The organism is Zobellella iuensis (genome assembly GCF_016746085.1).
Taxonomy (GTDB): domain Bacteria; phylum Pseudomonadota; class Gammaproteobacteria; order Enterobacterales; family Aeromonadaceae; genus Oceanimonas; species Oceanimonas iuensis.
Window position 1 is genome coordinate 62,947 of the sequence record NZ_JAERTZ010000002.1, and the last position, 14,473, is coordinate 77,419.

The following is a 14,473-nucleotide window of genomic DNA, read 5'->3' on the forward strand; positions in this document are numbered from 1 at the left end:
GAGATGAAACTTGGACTGGTAGGCCAACATATCCAGAAGACCCAATCCAACCGGCTGCACACCTGGCTGGGGCAGCAATATGGCCTGGACGTGAGCTATGAGCTGTTCGATATGGTGCTGGATGACACCCCGGCCCTGGCCGCGTTGCTGCACCGCCTGGGCGAGCAGGGTTATCGCGGGGTCAACGTGACCCATCCCTACAAGGTAAAAGCCTGGGACATCGTCACCGAGCGGCGGAACACGCCGGCCGGGCTGGGTGCCCTCAATACGGTGGTGTTCGAGGCCGGCGGCATCGTTGGCACCAATACCGACTGCAGCGGCTTCGGGCGTGCCTACCGGGCGGCCCAGCCCGGGCAGAACCCGGGCCGGGTGTTCCTCAAGGGCACCGGCGGCGTGGGCCGGGCCATCGCTTTCGGCCTGGCCGCGCTGGATGCCGAGCACCTCTATCTGTACGACGAGCAGGCCGCCAGCCAGGCGCAGTTGCTGGCGGATCTGCAGGCCTGCGGCGCCCGGGCCAGCCTGGTGGCGAAGGCCGATGTCGAGGACTGCATCCGCGGCTGCGACGGCCTGGTCAACGCCACCCCGGTCGGTCACTACAGCACCCCGGGGCTGGCCTTCGCCGCCGAGCTGCTGGGCGGCCAGCGCTGGGCCTTCGATGCGGTCTACACCCCCATCATGACCGAGTTTCTGCAGCAGGCCGAGCGGGCCGGGCTGAGCCTGATCACCGGCTTCGAGCTGTTCCTGCACCAGGGCATCGACGCCTTCGAATTCTTTACCGGCATCAAGGTGGACCCGGAAGTGGCCCGCCGGGGAGTAAGCAATGTCTAGACGGATACATATCTACAACGGTCCCAACATCAACATGACGGGGTTGCGCGAGGCCAGGCACTACGGCTCCCTCACTTATCAGGAGCTATGCGCCGAACTGTGCGCCACCGCCAGGGAGCTGGGTTTCGAATTGCTGATCCGCCAGTCCAACCACGAGGGGGATCTGGTGAGCTGGCTGCACGAGATGGCATTCAGCGGCGAGCCCCTGGTGATCAACGCCGGCGCCTACACCCATACCTCGGTGGCCATCCGCGATGCCCTGGCGCTGGTGACCGGCAAGAAGATCGAAGTACACATGAGCAATGTCCATGCCCGCGAGGCGTTCCGCCACCACTCCTACCTGTCGGACGTGGTGGACGGGGTCATCGTCGGCCTGGGCGCGGGCAGCTACAAGGCGGCCCTGTTCGCCCTGTCACTGGAGGAGGAAGCGGCATGAAAACGGCACTGGCTACGGTCACCCTGTCCGGCACCCTGCGGGAAAAACTGGAGGCCGCCGCCGCGGCGGGCTTCCAGGGGGTGGAGATCTTCGAAAACGATCTGACCCAGTCGGATCTAACGCCCGGGCAGGTGCGGCAACTGGCCGCGGATCTGGGGCTGGAGATCATCGCCCTGCAGCCCCTGCGCGACTTCGAGGCCATGCCCGAGCCCTTCCGCCAGCAGAATTTCTACCGGGCCCAGCGCAAGTTCGAGCTGATGCACGAACTCGGCACCCGGCGGCTGTTGATCTGCAGCAACGTCTCGCCCCACGTCATCGACGATCCGGCGCGGGCGGCGGCGGATCTGCACGAGCTGGCGGAGCTGGCGCGCCATGAGGGCTTTCACATCGGCTACGAGGCCCTGGCCTGGGGCCGCCATGTGCGCGACTACGACCAGGCCTGGGATATCGTCAAGCGGGCGGATCATTCCCAGCTCGGCATCATCCTCGACAGCTTCCACATGTTCGCCCGGGGCAACAGCCTGGACCTGCTGCGCGACGAGATCCCCCTCGACAAAATCGCCCTGGTGCAGGTGGCCGACGCCCCCAGCCTGCAGATGGAGATACTGCACTTCAGCCGTCATTTCCGCTGTTTCCCCGGCCAGGGCGACATGCCGCTGGTGGAATTCGTGCAGTGCCTGAAGGACAAGGGCTTCGACGACTACCTGTCCCACGAGATCTTCAACGACGAATTCCGCTCCTCCTCGCCGGCCGAAAAGGCGGTGGACGGCATGCGCTCGCTGATCTGGCTGGACGACCAGACCTCGGCGACCGGCGAGGACAGCCGCTGCCCCGAGATCCAGGACATCGAGTTCGTGGAATTCGCCATCGAGGGCGATACCGGCGAGGAACTGCTCGGGCTGTTCCGCAGCCTGGGATTCCGGGAAACCCACAAACACAAGTCGAAGCAGGTCACCCTGATGCGCCAGGGCGACATCAACCTGGTGCTGAACCGGGAGCCCGAGAGCCTGGCGCACCAGCATTACCTGGCCCATGGTACCTCGGTATGCGCCCTGGCCCTGGCCACCGACAACCTCAAGCAATTGCTCCGGCGCACCCGACACTACCGCTGCAACCGCTTCGAGCACCAGGCCGGGCCGGGCGAGCTCAACATTCCGGCCATCCGCGGGGTCGGCGACAGCCTGGTGTATTTCGTGGAGCGGCGCGGCCCCTACCGCTTCTTCGACATCGACTTCGAACCCATGGCATCGGACGAGCCGGCCCCGGACTACGGCCTGAGCCGCATCGATCACATCGGCCAGACGGTGGCGCCGGTGGACTTTTTGTCGGCCTCTTTCTTCTACAAGTCGATCTTCGGCTTCGATATCGAGCCGAGCCAGGACCTGCCCGACGTGTACGGCCTGATGGTGAGCCGGGTGGCGCGCAACCAGAACGGCAAGATCCGCATCCCCATCAACATGTCGTCGGCGCGAGAGGCCTCGGCCCAGCGCTTTATCAGCCGCTCCAAGGGCTCGGGGGTGCAGCAGATCGCCTTCGAAAGCCGGGACATCTTCGCCACCGCCGAGCAGGTAGGCGCCGAGCGGATACTATCTATCCCCGACAACTACTACCGGGATCTGGACGCCCGCTTCGCCCTGGAGCCCGAGCTGCTGGCGCGGCTCAAGCGGCTCAATATCCTCTACGATCGCAACGACGAGGGCGAGTTCTTCCACTTCTACACCCACGAGGTGCAGGGCGTTTTCTTCGAGGTGGTGCAGCGCCGGGGCTACTCCCGCTACGGCGAGATCAACGCCCATATCCGGCTGGCCTCCCAGGCGCGGGAGTACAAGGCGGCCGGGGCGTCGTGACACCCTGTGTGCCGGTTATGAGAATGTGATGTTAAAGACTTTTTTCATTTTTACCTGTCTATCTGACAGGGTGCAGATGAAAAACCGGCGGTCCCGACGGGGCTGATTAAAGGATGGGACCGTCCCGCAGGGGACGGTTCGACTCAGCAAACAGGAAGATATGCATGAAAACATTCAAGTCCAAGGTCATCGCCCTCGTCATGGGGCTGAGTACTGTCTCGGCCCTGGCGGCCGACTACCCCACCAAGAACCTGCAGGGCATTATCCAGTGGGGTGCCGGCGGGGCGACCGATAACGTCAGCCGGGTGATCACTCCCCTGGCGGAGTCACACCTGGGCAAGAAAATCGTTCTCACCAACCGCCCCGGCGGTGCCGGCGCCATCGCCACCGCCTTCGTCAACAGTCGCCCCGCCGACGGCTATACCCTGATGTACGGCGCCGAAACGGTACAGCTGCACCGGGTGCTGGGCCTGGGCAACGTCGACTATGCGGATTTTTACCCGGTCAGCATCCTGCTCCAGGGGACCAGCGTGATCGTGACCAACAACCGAACCTCCTGGGACAATGTTGACGAGATGCTGACCGACATCAAAGCCAATCCGGGCAAGTTCAAGGCGGGGACCACCGGCACCGGGGGCTTGCCGTTTATGGTCAACGCCATGCTGCAAGACACCGTCGGCATAGAGGTGATCAGCATCCCCTTCGACGGCGACGGGCCCGGCATGACGGCGCTGCAGGGTGGCCATGTGGATCTGATGGTGCTGGGGCTCGCCGCCGCCATCGAGCATATCCGGGCCGGCCGGCTCAAGGCGCTGGCGGTGGTGGCGGAAGAGCCGCTGCCCAACCTGCCGGGCGTGCCGGCCATCACGGACAGCATCCCGGAGCTCGGCAAGTACCTGCCCTGGGGGCCCTTCTATGGCGTATTCGTGAAGAAGGACACGCCGGACGAGATCAAGGCCAAGCTGACCGAGGCCTTCCGCCTGGCCGCGGAGGATGAGCTGTTCGGGCAGTTTGCCGAGCGCTTCCAGTCGGTCAGGCTGAACCTGAGCGGTGACGAGGCCGAGGCCTACCTGGCGCATTGGCAGTCGGTGTCCAGCTGGTTGCTGCAGGAGATCGGCGAGGCCAAGGTATCCCCCGAAACGCTCGGGATCCCCAAGCCCTGATGTTAACGGGGCGGGCCGGAGCCGGCCCGCCCGCCAACCGGATTCGTTGTTATGAAGAAAACGCGCAAGCTCCACCCGGGTGAACGCCTGATCAGCTGGCTGCTGCTGCTGTTCAGCCTGTTCCTGTTCCATCAGGCCTACCGCATCTCCGGCTTCGGCGGCCTGAGCACCCCGGGCATCTTTCCGCTGTTCGCCTCGGGCGTCATGGTGGCCTGCATGCTGTACCTGGTGTGCGACAACTGGCGTATCGCCCGGGCCGGCCAGGAACAGAAGTCCCGCCTGGAAACGGTGCTGGGCAAGCTGCTGCCGCTCAAGATAGTGCTGTTCACGCTGATGATCGTGGGTTACATGCTGCTGCTGCAACCGCTCGGCTTCCTGCTCTGTACCTTCCTGTTCCTGGTGCTGTCATTTTTATACCTGGGGCGGCTTGGCCTGGTGAAGGCGATACTGATCGCGGCCGGGGCAGTGGGCGCCATTTACGCCATCTTCCACTACCTGTTCCAGGTAGTCCTCCCCTGACGGGTAATTGTCATGACTGAGTCGTTCCTGAGCTATTTCCTGATGTCCTGGACGGATCCCTCGCTGTTGGCGCTGACCGCGCTGGGTACCCTGGCCGGCATCTATATCGGCGCCATTCCCGGCCTGTCGGTGACCATGGCGGTGTCCATCCTGATCTCCTTCACCTTCTCCTGGGACGTCAACAACGCCCTGGCGTTGATGGTGGGAGTCTATATCGGCGGTGTCTACGGCGGCTCCCGCTCCGCCATCCTGCTCAATATTCCCGGCGCACCCTCGGCCATCGCCACCACCTTCGACGGCTTTCCCCTGGCCAAGCAGGGGCTGGCGGGCCAGGCCATCGGCATCACCACAGTGGTGTCGGTGATCGGCGGCTTCGTCGGCATCCTGGTGCTGGCGGTGGGCGCGCCCCTGGTCTCCGAAATGGCCCTGCTGTTCGGGCCCAGGGATTATCTGCTGCTGGCGATCATGGGGCTGCTGCTGGTGACCGGCCTGTCCGGCGAGTCCATGGCCAAGGGCATCTTCTGCGCCGCCCTGGGGGTGTGCATCGGCCTGGTGGGCATGGATCCCATGACCGCCGAGGGGCGCTTCACCTTCGACAGCGTGACCCTGCTCGGCGGCATTCCCTACGTGGTGGCGATGATCGGCTTTTTCGGGGTGTCCGAGGCGCTGTGCCAGCTGCATCATCTGGGGCTCAAGCCCGTCAAGCAGGACGTGTCGAAGATCATTCCGTCCTGGAAGGTGGTGCTCAAGTACCTGCCGCTGTCGCTGCGCACCTCGTCCATCGGGGTCTTTATCGGCGCCCTGCCGGGCACGGGGGGCGATATCGCCTCGCTGATGGCCTACGATCACGCCAAGCGCTCGGTGAAGAACCCGTCCAAGCCTTTCGGCGAGGGGGCTTACGAGGGGCTGGTGGCGCCGGAGTCGGCCAACAATGCCGCCGTGGGCGGTGCCTATATCCCCATGCTGACCCTGGGCATACCGGGGGATGCGGTCACCGCCGTCTTTATCGGTGCCCTCTATATCCATGGCCTGAACCCCGGTCCCATGCTGATGATAGAAACCCCGCACCTGTTCTGGTTCATCGTGGGTGGCCTGGCCCTGGCCAACCTGTTCCTGCTGGTGTTCGGCCTGACCGGCATCAAGGTGTTCGCCAAGCTGGTGGAACTGCCCAAGGGCATACTGCTGCCCCTGATCATCATACTGTCGGTGGTGGGCGCCTATGCCATCAACAACAGCATCGTCGATGTGTTCTGGCTGCTCGGCTTCGGGGTTTTCGGTTACTTCCTGAAGATGGCCGGTTTCCAGGTCGGGCCCATCATACTGGGGGTGATCCTGGGGCCCCTGATGGACATGTCCTACCGTCGCGCCATGCTGTCGGTGGGCGACAGCCCGGCGGGACTGCTGTGGGACCTGGTGAGCAACCCCATCTCCCTGGTGCTGAGCCTGGTGGTACTGGCGCTGATACTCCGGCAATTGCCCCTGAGACGCTTGTGCAAGGGCCGCTGCGCCCGGCAGGCGGCCTGATGGTGTTATCAGGCCAATGATGAACGACGCCCGGCCTGGCCGGGCGTCGTTGTTTCCGGGGGCGCTGCTTCAGCCCTGCTCCAGCTTGTCCTGGGTTTTCAGCTCGAAGTCGCTGGCGTCGTGGCGTTCGTGCAACTGCTCTGCGAGCGGGCCCGAGGTCCGGTTGACCATGCGTCCGCGCCGCACGGCGGGGCGCCGGGCGATGGCGTCGGCCCAGCGCTGCACATGGGGATATTCATGGGCCGAGAGGAACTGGGCCGCCTCGTAGACCTGGTTGCGCACCAGGCCGCCGTACCAGGGCCAGATGGCCATGTCGGCGATGCTGTATTCCTCGCCGGCGACATAGGGGCACTCGGCCAGCCGCCGGTTCAGCACGTCCAGCTGGCGCTTCACTTCCATGGCGTAGCGGTTGATGGGGTATTGGTACTTCTCCGGGGCATAGGCGTAGAAGTGGCCGAAACCGCCGCCCAGGATGGGAGCGCTGGCCATCTGCCAGAACAGCCAGGACAGGCACTCGGTGCGCCCGGCGGGATCTTGGGGGATGAAGGCGCCGAACTTTTCCGCCAGGTACAGCAGAATGGCACCGGATTCGAATACCCGTTGCGGCGGCTGCACGCCGTGATCGACCAGGGCCGGTATCTTGGAGTTGGGGTTGACCGCCACGAAGCCGCTGCCGAACTGATCGCCCTCGCCGATGCGGATCAGGTGGGCGTCGTACTCGGCGCCCTCGAACCCCAGCGCCAGCAGTTCTTCCAGCATGATGGTGACCTTGACCCCGTTGGGGGTGGCCAGGGAGTAGAGCTGCAGCGGGTGCCGGCCCACCGGCAGGGCCTGGTCGTGGGTAGGGCCGGCCACGGGCCTGTTGATATGGGCGAAGGCACCTCCGCTGGGGGCTTCCCATTTCCACACTGTGGGAGGGACGTAGGGGGTATCGCTCATGGTGCTGTCCTCATCTGATGGTTGGATGAGTCAGTGTATCAGGCTTTGCCGGCCCCCGGGCAGGACGATAAGGCGCCAGACGGGCTCAAACAGGCTCCAGGTCTTAACCTGTTTGGCGTTCCTTCTCGCCCGCCAGCAGGAAGTCGACCATGCGCTCGCATACGGCGGCGAACATGTCCACCCCCAGCATGGTGCCGCAGCCCCGTGCACGTGCCAGCTCCACCAGCGGGCTGACGACGGGGGCGGTGATCACGTCGCCGACAAAGGTGGAGGCGCGCAATTCCTCGACTTCGATCGGGTAGGGATCTTCCGCTTTCATGCCGGTCGGGGTGGCATTGATTACCAGATCGTAGCCGGCGGGGCGGGGGCTGCCGGCCTTGACCTCGGCCAGATCCAGGCCGGCCAGGCGGGCGATCAGGGCATCCCGCCGCGCCCTGTCTTCATCATGGATGGCCAGGCTGGCAACCCCGGCTTCGAGCAGGGAGTGGGCTATGGCCGAACCGGCCCCGCCGGCGCCGACCACCAGTCCGTGCCTGCCGCCGACGGCGCAGCCCTTGTCCCGGAGGGCGCCGACATAGCCGACGCCGTCGACCATGTCACCATACCAGCTGCCGTCTGCCCGGCGGCGCATGATGTTGACCGCGTTCAGGAAACGGGCGCGCGGCGTGGCGTCGGCGCAGAAGCGGTAGGCCGAAAACTTGTGCGGCACAGTGACGATGATGCCGTCGATATTGCGCGCCAGGCCGGCACCCGCCATGAACGCCGGCAGATCATCCGGGGTGACATGCAGGGGAGCGACCAGGGCGTTCAGGCCCTTGTCCTGCAACTGCCGGGTCACCCCCAGGGGGGATTTTACCTGGGCGATGGGGTCGCCGATGATCAGGTACAGCCGGGTTGATCCATCCAGTTTTTCAATCATTTTCCATTCTCCTTGAACAAGCCGACCCGGGCACAGCGACCGAGCGGTCCCATGGTGATGGCTCACACTATCGGGCAATAAAAATATAACCACAATCAATTTTTGAACCAAGTTCTATTTATTTATTTTGTTCAATTGTGTAGCTTTGTTGGTGTTAACTGATGCCAATGAGCAAGGAGCCTTTCATGTCAGCCATGCACCATGCCAGCGCCCGGCGCCCGGAGCCCGTCAACGACTGCGATCTGCTGGTGGTGGGATCCGGCGCCGGCGGCTTGTCCTGTGCCGTGACCGCCGCCCATCTCGGTCTCGAGGTGGTGGTGGTGGAGAAAGAGCCGGTACTGGGAGGTACCTCCGCCTGGTCCGGCGGCTGGTTGTGGATACCGCGCAACCCGCTGGCGCGCGCCGCCGGTATCGAGGAAAGCCCGCAGGCCGCGCGCCGCTATCTGCAGGAAGAACTGCAGGAAGGTTTCGATCCGGCACGGGTCGATATGTTCCTGCAACAGGGGCCGGAAATGGTGGAGTTTTTCCGCCGCCATACCGCGGTGGATTTTATCGACGGCAACAAGATCCCCGATTTTCACGGCCGCAACCCCCATGCCGCCGGCGGGGGCCGATCCGTCTGTGCCGCGCCCTTCGATGGCCGCGAGCTGGGGGCGGATATCGCTCTGCTGCGGCCGCCGCTGGACCTGATCTCGTTGTGGGGGATGGGCATAGCGGGAGGCGCCGATCTGGGCCATTTCATGAATGTCACCCGCTCGGCCGCGTCGCTATGGCATGTGACCCGGCGAGTGGGTCGGCACTGGTGGGATCTGCTGCGCCATGGCCGGGGCATGCAGCTGGTCAACGGCAACGCGCTGGTGGCCCGCTTGCTGAAATCGGCGCTGGAGCGGCAGGTGCGGTTGTACCCGGACTGTCCGGTGCAGCGGCTGCTGACGGATGAAGGCCGGATAGTGGGGGCCCGGGTGAAGACCGTCGACGGCGAGCGGGAAATCCGGGCCCGTCGCGGGGTGGTGCTGGCGGCGGGGGGCTTTCCCCACGATCCCGAGCGACAGCGGCAGCTGTTTGCCCATGTGGCCGGCGGCGATCGGCATTATTCGGCGGCTCCGCCGAGCAATACCGGCGACGGCCTGCGCCTGGGCGAAGCGGCGGGGGGGCGTATCGGTGCCTGTGCCCATGCCAGCGGCGCCTGGGCGCCGGTGTCCCGGGTCAGGCGCAAGGACGGCAGTGTGGGTGCCTTTCCCCATCTGGCCGAGCGGGCCAAACCCGGCATCATCGGGGTGTTGCGCGACGGCCGGCGGTTCGCCAACGAGGCGGACTCCTATCACGACCTGATGTCCGCCCTGCTGGCCGCGGTGCCGCCCGGCGAGCCGGTGGAGGCCTGGCTGATCTGCGATCACCGCTTTCAGCGGCGCTATGGCCTGGGCTTTTCCCGTCCGGCGCCGGTGCCCCTGTTTCCCTATCTCGGCTCCGGCTACCTCAAGCGGGGCGCGACGCCGGCCGAGCTGGCCCGGGAATGCGGTATCGACGCCGGGGGGCTGGCCGCCACCCTGGAGCAATATAACCGCCATGCCCGGGAGGGGCTGGATCCGGCCTTTGGCCGGGGCGAGGTGGCCTACAACCGCGTTAATGGTGACGCCCGCCAGCAGCCGAATCCCTGTGTGGCGCCGATCGAAGAAGGGCCTTTCTACGGGGTGAAAATCGTGGCCGGCAGCCTGGGCACCTTTGCCGGGCTGGCGACCGACGAGTTTGCCCGGGTGCTGGACGAAGGGGGAACGCCCCTGCCCGGCCTCTATGCAGTGGGCAACGACATGGCGAGCATCATGGCCGGCCGTTACCCCAGCGGCGGCATTACCCTGGGCCCGGCCATGACCTTCGGTTATGTGGCGGCCCATGACGCCGCCGGGGTCGAACTGGGCAAGCTGGTCGACGGCTAGCGCGATTTTCTTGAGGCCGTCGCCGGGATCCGGCCGGCGGCCCGGTCAGGGACATTTTTTATTTCACCAGGCAAGGAGCAGAAAGATGCAAGAGATGAGAGTACTGATCACCGGGGCCAGCAAGGGCATAGGCGCGGGCATCGCCCGCAAGCTGGCGGCGGCGGCCAAAAGCCGCGGCCGGCGGGCCAGGCTGGCGCTGGGCGCCAGCCGCATGGGGCCGGAGCTGGAGCAGCTGCTGCAGGAGCTCGAGGCCGAGGGGGCCGACGCCCGTCCGGTGTTGGGGGATCTGAGCCAGGCCGATACCCCGGCCAGGCTGGTGGCCGAGGCGCTGGCCTGGTGCGGCGGGCTCGACGGTGTGGTGGCCAATGCCGGCATCAATGCCGGCGGCAAGCCGCTCGCTGAACTGGAGCAGGACAACTGGGACCAATTGTTCGCGGTGAATGTGCGCGCCAACTGGCTGCTGGCCAGGGCGGCCTATCCGGCGCTGGCCGACAGCCGGGGCAGCCTGGTGGCCGTTGCCTCCATGGCCGGGATGCATCCCCATCCGGGCAGCGGGGCCTACTCCTCGACCAAGGCGGCGCTGATCATGCTGTGCCGGCAGCTGGCACTGGAATGGGCGGGACAGGGGGTGCGGGTGAACAGCATCTCCCCAGGCATGGTGCATACCAGCCTGACGGCCAGGATCTACGAGAACACCGAGCTGACCGAGCGGCGCAAGCAACTGGTGCCCCTGCACCGTATCGGCATGCCCGAGGATATCGGCGGCCTGGCGGCCTTTCTGCTGAGCGAGGAGGCGAGTTATCTCACCGGCCAGAACCTGTGCGTGGACGGTGGCTTCACCGATTCGGTGATGGGCTTTATTCCCGGCCTGTCGCCGGCGAAATAAGGCCGGTTTTTTCGGCCCTGGCCGAGGCCCTATCAACCAGCAGAGGCCGGCTTGCGCCGGCCTCTTGTCGTTCAGGTGCGGGGCAGTTGCCGACAGACCGCCTGGGCCGCCAGCAATGCCTGCCGGGCCCACTCATGGTCGCCCAGCGCCGGCGCCCGCAGATGGTGCGGTATCTCCACGCTGATCGGCAGACTGCGGGGCAGCCGGCCGAAGATCCCCGGCAGATCCAGTCCGCCCTCGCCGGGCAGCAGTCGCCGGCAGCGGGCGTCGAAAATCAGTGCCTCCTCCGTGTCCGGGATCCCGGCCGGGGCATCGCAGATCTGGGCATAGTGCAGCAGCTGTTCCGGGATCTGGGCCAGCTGTTCCAGCCGGCTGTCCGAGCGGCCGAAGTGGATGGCGTCCACCAGGATGCCGGCGTTCTCCGGCGTGCCGGCGAGGTGCAGGATCCGCAGTGCGCTGTCCAGATCCGGCACCAGGGTCCAGGGCATGAACTCCAGATCCGCCGTCAGCCCGAAGGGGCGCGCCGCCTCGCACAGGGCGGCCAGGTTGTCGCCTTGGCGCTGCTCGTCCGGGTCGTTGCCGGCCACCAGCATGGCCCTGGCGCCCAGCTCGGCTCCGGCCTCGAAAAACGCCAGGTGGTCCTGGGCCCGGAAGTCCGGGCTTAGCCGGAGGATCTCCAGATCGAAGACACCGACGCCGGTCTCCCGGCTGCGGCGGATGGTTTCCCGCAGCATGGCGCGGTCGTGCATCAGCGCATAGGCCTCGCCGTCCGGGGTGGCCGGCAGCATGCGGACACCGGCGTACTGGTAGCCGGTGTCCGCCGCCAGGCTGATCAGTTCCGGCGGTGTCAGGTGAAGGGCCGTCAGATGGGCCAGGGAAAAAGGGGGCTGCATGATTGATCTCCATGGGTGATCCGGATCCCGACCCGAAAGCAGAGGGACAGGGCGTCGGTGTGAATTACGAAATGAACAATATTTTAAAAATTAATTAACTTCAATAGTTGAATTTAGTTCCAGTTTTAATATGATGACGGTCATCGCTTGCCGCTCGGGCCCGGATGGGGGCTAACGGCAGACAACCCTCTTGACGGAGCCGGATATGACCATGGAACTCAAGCAAATCGCCGATGGCGAGGTCTACGATGTGGTGGTGGTGGGGGCCGGCGGTGCCGGCATGTCGGCGGCGCTCTTCGCCGCCATTGCAGGCGCCCGGGTGATGCTGGTGGAAAAAACCGAATACGTGGGCGGCACCACCGCCTACTCGGCGGGGACCACCTGGATCCCGGACAACCCGGTCGGCAACCGCATCGCCCCGGACAGCCGGGAGCGGGCCAAGACCTTTCTCGATCTGGCGGTCGGCGAGCGCTCGCCGGCGGCCATGCGCCAGGCCTTTATCGACCACGGCGGCGAGGCCGTGGCCCATATCGAACGCCACTCCCATGTCAAATATCAGCCGCGTGCCTTCCATCCGGACTACCTGTCCGAGCTGGAGGGCTCGACCCTCTGTGGCCGGGCCATAGAGCCGCAACCCTTCGATGGCCGCAAGCTGGGCCGACATTTTTCGCTGATCCGCCCGCCTATCCCGGAATTCACCGTGCTCGGCGGCATGATGGTGGACAGGGACGATGTGGGCGCCTTGCTGACCATGGGCAAGTCCTGGAAATCCTTCAGGCGCAGCCTGGGCATCATCGCCCGGCACGGCCTGGACCGCCTGCGTTATCGGCGGGGCACCCGGTTGGTGATGGGCAACGCCCTGGTGGCCCGGCAGCTCTATTCCCTGCTCGAACGCAAGGTCGATATCTGCCTCAATACCCGGCTGGAGCAGTTGCAGCAGGATGAGGGAGGCATCAAGGGCCTGACCCTGAGCCAGGGCCAGATTCGGCGCCGGATAGTGGTGCGGGGCGGGGTGATCATGGCCAGCGGCGGCTTCAACCGCCATCCGCAACGGCGCCAGGAACTGTTGCCCGGCATAGAACAGGGCTGGTGTCCGGCGGCCCCCGGCCACACCGGCGAGGCCCAGGAACTGGCCCTGGCGGCGGGCGGCCACTTCGGCCAGGGCGCGCTGAGCCATGCCTTCTGGGCACCGGTGTCGGTGCGCCAGCGCAAGGATGGCAGCCGGGCGGTGTTCCCGCATTTTCTGATGGACAGGGGCAAGCCCGGCATGATCACCGTCGATCAGCAGGGGCGGCGCTTCGTCAACGAGTCCACCTCCTACCATCTGTTCGGTATCGGTATGCAGCAGGCCCACCGGCAGGCGCCGGCCATTCCGGCCTATCTGATCACCGATGCCGCCGGCCTCAAGCGCTACGGCCTGGGCATGGTGCGTCCGGGCGGCAAGGGGCTGGCCCCCTTCCTGGCGGAAGGCTATCTGCTGCAGGGCGACAGCCTGCCGGAGCTGGCCCGCCAGCTGCAGCTGGACCCGGCCGTGCTCGCCGGCACCGTCGGCCGATTCAACGAGGCGGCCCGGAAAGGGGTGGATCCGGATTTCCGGCGCGGCAGCACCGATTACCAGCGCGCCAACGGCGACGCCGGCCAGCCGGGCATCAACCCCTGCCTGGGGGCCCTGGAACAGGCGCCCTTTTATGCGGTGCGGCTCTATCCCGGCGACATCGGCGCCGCCACCGGCCTGGAGACCGACGTACATGCCCGGGTGCTCGACGATAGCCTGCAACCCATCGCCGGCCTCTATGCCTGCGGCAACGACATGCAGTCGATCATGGGCGGCACCTATCCGGGGCCGGGCATCACCCTGGGACCCGGACTGACCTTTGCCTACCTGGCGGCCAAGCATGCGGTGGCCCGGGCCGGCGTGGCCTGACAACCCCTTTTTAACCGACCAAGCGAGGAAGACAATCATGAGCAGATTACACGATGTGGTCACCCTGACCATCGAGATGGGCAGCATGAATGCGGTGTTCGACGGCATCCAGACCCACGCCGATACCGAGCACGCCACCCTGCTGGGCTGCTGGTATTCCGATATCGGTGCGCTCAACAAGGTGATGGTGCTGCGCCGGTACGATTCGGAAGCGGCGCTGATCACCGAGCGCCAGCAATTGCTGCTGGGCGGCAATCCGTTCGGCTGCGGCAAGCATGTGACCGATATCCAGATCGATACCTATGCGCTCTTTCCCTTCCTGCCGGCCATCGCGCCGGGGAAGCGAGGCAACGTTTACGAGATGCGGGTCTACGGCATCAAGCAGGGCTGCCTGCAGAAGGTGATCGACGCCTGGCAGCAGGCGTTGCCGGAACGGGAGGCGCGTTCCCCCCTGTTGGGCGCCATGTACGCCCTCGACGGCCAGGTATCCCGTTTCCTCAATATCTGGCCCTACGAGAGTCTGAACGAGCGCTCCCGCCTGCGTGCCCTGGCGGTCAGCGACGGCGTCTGGCCGCCCAAGGGCGGTCCGGCCCTGCTCACCACCCTGGAATCCAGCATCTACCTGCCGGCGCCCTTCTCGCCGTTGTGCTGAGGGGACGAG

13 protein-coding genes are annotated in these 14,473 nt (G+C 65.7%); 10 read left to right on the forward strand and 3 right to left on the reverse strand.

Annotated features, from left to right (window positions below):
- Nucleotides 1-3: 3 nt before the first annotated feature.
- From JKV55_RS00815 to JKV55_RS00840, 6 genes are all read left to right on the forward strand, one after another.
- A complete protein-coding gene (locus JKV55_RS00815; protein WP_202081848.1) occupies nt 4-828 on the forward strand; it encodes a shikimate dehydrogenase family protein in 825 nt (274 codons plus the stop codon).
- On the forward strand, nt 821-1,264 hold the full coding sequence (aroQ, locus tag JKV55_RS00820) for a type II 3-dehydroquinate dehydratase (protein WP_202081849.1): 444 nt from the start codon (nt 821-823) through the stop codon (nt 1,262-1,264). The genes JKV55_RS00815 and aroQ overlap by 8 nt, the downstream gene beginning before the upstream one ends.
- Entirely contained in the window at nt 1,261-3,111 is a 1,851-nt protein-coding gene (locus JKV55_RS00825) for a bifunctional sugar phosphate isomerase/epimerase/4-hydroxyphenylpyruvate dioxygenase family protein (protein ID WP_202081850.1), read from the forward strand. Before aroQ ends, JKV55_RS00825 begins: the two co-directional genes overlap by 4 nt.
- Before the next feature lie 164 nt (nt 3,112-3,275).
- On the forward strand, nt 3,276-4,274 hold the full coding sequence (locus JKV55_RS00830) for a Bug family tripartite tricarboxylate transporter substrate binding protein (RefSeq protein WP_202081851.1): 999 nt from the start codon (nt 3,276-3,278) through the stop codon (nt 4,272-4,274).
- A gap of 51 nt (nt 4,275-4,325) precedes the next feature.
- A complete protein-coding gene (locus JKV55_RS00835) occupies nt 4,326-4,793 on the forward strand; it encodes a tripartite tricarboxylate transporter TctB family protein (RefSeq protein ID WP_202081852.1) in 468 nt (155 codons plus the stop codon).
- Nucleotides 4,794-4,805: 12 nt separating this feature from the next.
- Nucleotides 4,806-6,317 (forward strand): tripartite tricarboxylate transporter permease, encoded by a 1,512-nt coding sequence (locus tag JKV55_RS00840; RefSeq protein WP_202081853.1) that lies wholly within the window; start codon nt 4,806-4,808, stop codon nt 6,315-6,317.
- Between the two features lie 69 nt (nt 6,318-6,386).
- Here the strand turns inward: JKV55_RS00840 and yghU are convergent, their stop codons facing one another.
- On the reverse strand, nt 6,387-7,256 hold the full coding sequence (gene yghU / locus JKV55_RS00845; protein WP_202081854.1) for a glutathione-dependent disulfide-bond oxidoreductase: 870 nt from the start codon (nt 7,254-7,256) through the stop codon (nt 6,387-6,389).
- 103 nt (nt 7,257-7,359) lie between these two features.
- Nucleotides 7,360-8,175, reverse strand: a complete 816-nt coding sequence (locus JKV55_RS00850; protein WP_202081855.1) for a shikimate dehydrogenase family protein — start codon at nt 8,173-8,175, stop codon at nt 7,360-7,362.
- A 185-nt stretch (nt 8,176-8,360) separates the two neighbouring features.
- On the opposite strand from JKV55_RS00850, the gene JKV55_RS00855 reads away from it, so the two are divergent.
- Nucleotides 8,361-10,109: an FAD-dependent oxidoreductase gene (locus JKV55_RS00855; protein WP_202081856.1), complete on the forward strand. Its 1,749-nt coding sequence runs from the start codon at nt 8,361-8,363 to the stop codon at nt 10,107-10,109.
- Nucleotides 10,110-10,194: 85 nt separating this feature from the next.
- Nucleotides 10,195-10,995: an SDR family NAD(P)-dependent oxidoreductase gene (locus JKV55_RS00860; protein ID WP_202081857.1), complete on the forward strand. Its 801-nt coding sequence runs from the start codon at nt 10,195-10,197 to the stop codon at nt 10,993-10,995.
- Nucleotides 10,996-11,066: 71 nt separating this feature from the next.
- On the opposite strand, the gene JKV55_RS00865 is transcribed toward JKV55_RS00860, so the two are convergent.
- Nucleotides 11,067-11,888: a sugar phosphate isomerase/epimerase family protein gene (locus JKV55_RS00865; protein ID WP_202081858.1), complete on the reverse strand. Its 822-nt coding sequence runs from the start codon at nt 11,886-11,888 to the stop codon at nt 11,067-11,069.
- Between the two features lie 205 nt (nt 11,889-12,093).
- Here JKV55_RS00865 and JKV55_RS00870 point away from each other — a divergent pair, with 205 nt between their 5' ends.
- Entirely contained in the window at nt 12,094-13,812 is a 1,719-nt protein-coding gene (locus tag JKV55_RS00870) for an FAD-dependent oxidoreductase (protein ID WP_202081859.1), read from the forward strand.
- A gap of 37 nt (nt 13,813-13,849) precedes the next feature.
- Nucleotides 13,850-14,464 carry an NIPSNAP family protein gene (locus JKV55_RS00875; protein ID WP_202081860.1) on the forward strand — a complete coding sequence of 205 codons (615 nt, stop codon included), beginning with the start codon at nt 13,850-13,852 and terminating at the stop codon, nt 14,462-14,464.
- The last annotated feature ends 9 nt before the right edge of the window (nt 14,465-14,473 follow it).

Coding starts and splice junctions, on each gene's coding strand:
- JKV55_RS00815 (WP_202081848.1), top strand. CDS start 4: ATGAAACTTGGACTGGTAGGCCAACATATCCAGAAGACCCAATCCAAC.
- aroQ (WP_202081849.1), top strand. CDS start 821: ATGTCTAGACGGATACATATCTACAACGGTCCCAACATCAACATGACG.
- JKV55_RS00825 (WP_202081850.1), top strand. CDS start 1,261: ATGAAAACGGCACTGGCTACGGTCACCCTGTCCGGCACCCTGCGGGAA.
- JKV55_RS00830 (WP_202081851.1), top strand. CDS start 3,276: ATGAAAACATTCAAGTCCAAGGTCATCGCCCTCGTCATGGGGCTGAGT.
- JKV55_RS00835 (WP_202081852.1), top strand. CDS start 4,326: ATGAAGAAAACGCGCAAGCTCCACCCGGGTGAACGCCTGATCAGCTGG.
- JKV55_RS00840 (WP_202081853.1), top strand. CDS start 4,806: ATGACTGAGTCGTTCCTGAGCTATTTCCTGATGTCCTGGACGGATCCC.
- yghU (WP_202081854.1), bottom strand. CDS start 7,256: ATGAGCGATACCCCCTACGTCCCTCCCACAGTGTGGAAATGGGAAGCC.
- JKV55_RS00850 (WP_202081855.1), bottom strand. CDS start 8,175: ATGATTGAAAAACTGGATGGATCAACCCGGCTGTACCTGATCATCGGC.
- JKV55_RS00855 (WP_202081856.1), top strand. CDS start 8,361: ATGTCAGCCATGCACCATGCCAGCGCCCGGCGCCCGGAGCCCGTCAAC.
- JKV55_RS00860 (WP_202081857.1), top strand. CDS start 10,195: ATGCAAGAGATGAGAGTACTGATCACCGGGGCCAGCAAGGGCATAGGC.
- JKV55_RS00865 (WP_202081858.1), bottom strand. CDS start 11,888: ATGCAGCCCCCTTTTTCCCTGGCCCATCTGACGGCCCTTCACCTGACA.
- JKV55_RS00870 (WP_202081859.1), top strand. CDS start 12,094: ATGACCATGGAACTCAAGCAAATCGCCGATGGCGAGGTCTACGATGTG.
- JKV55_RS00875 (WP_202081860.1), top strand. CDS start 13,850: ATGAGCAGATTACACGATGTGGTCACCCTGACCATCGAGATGGGCAGC.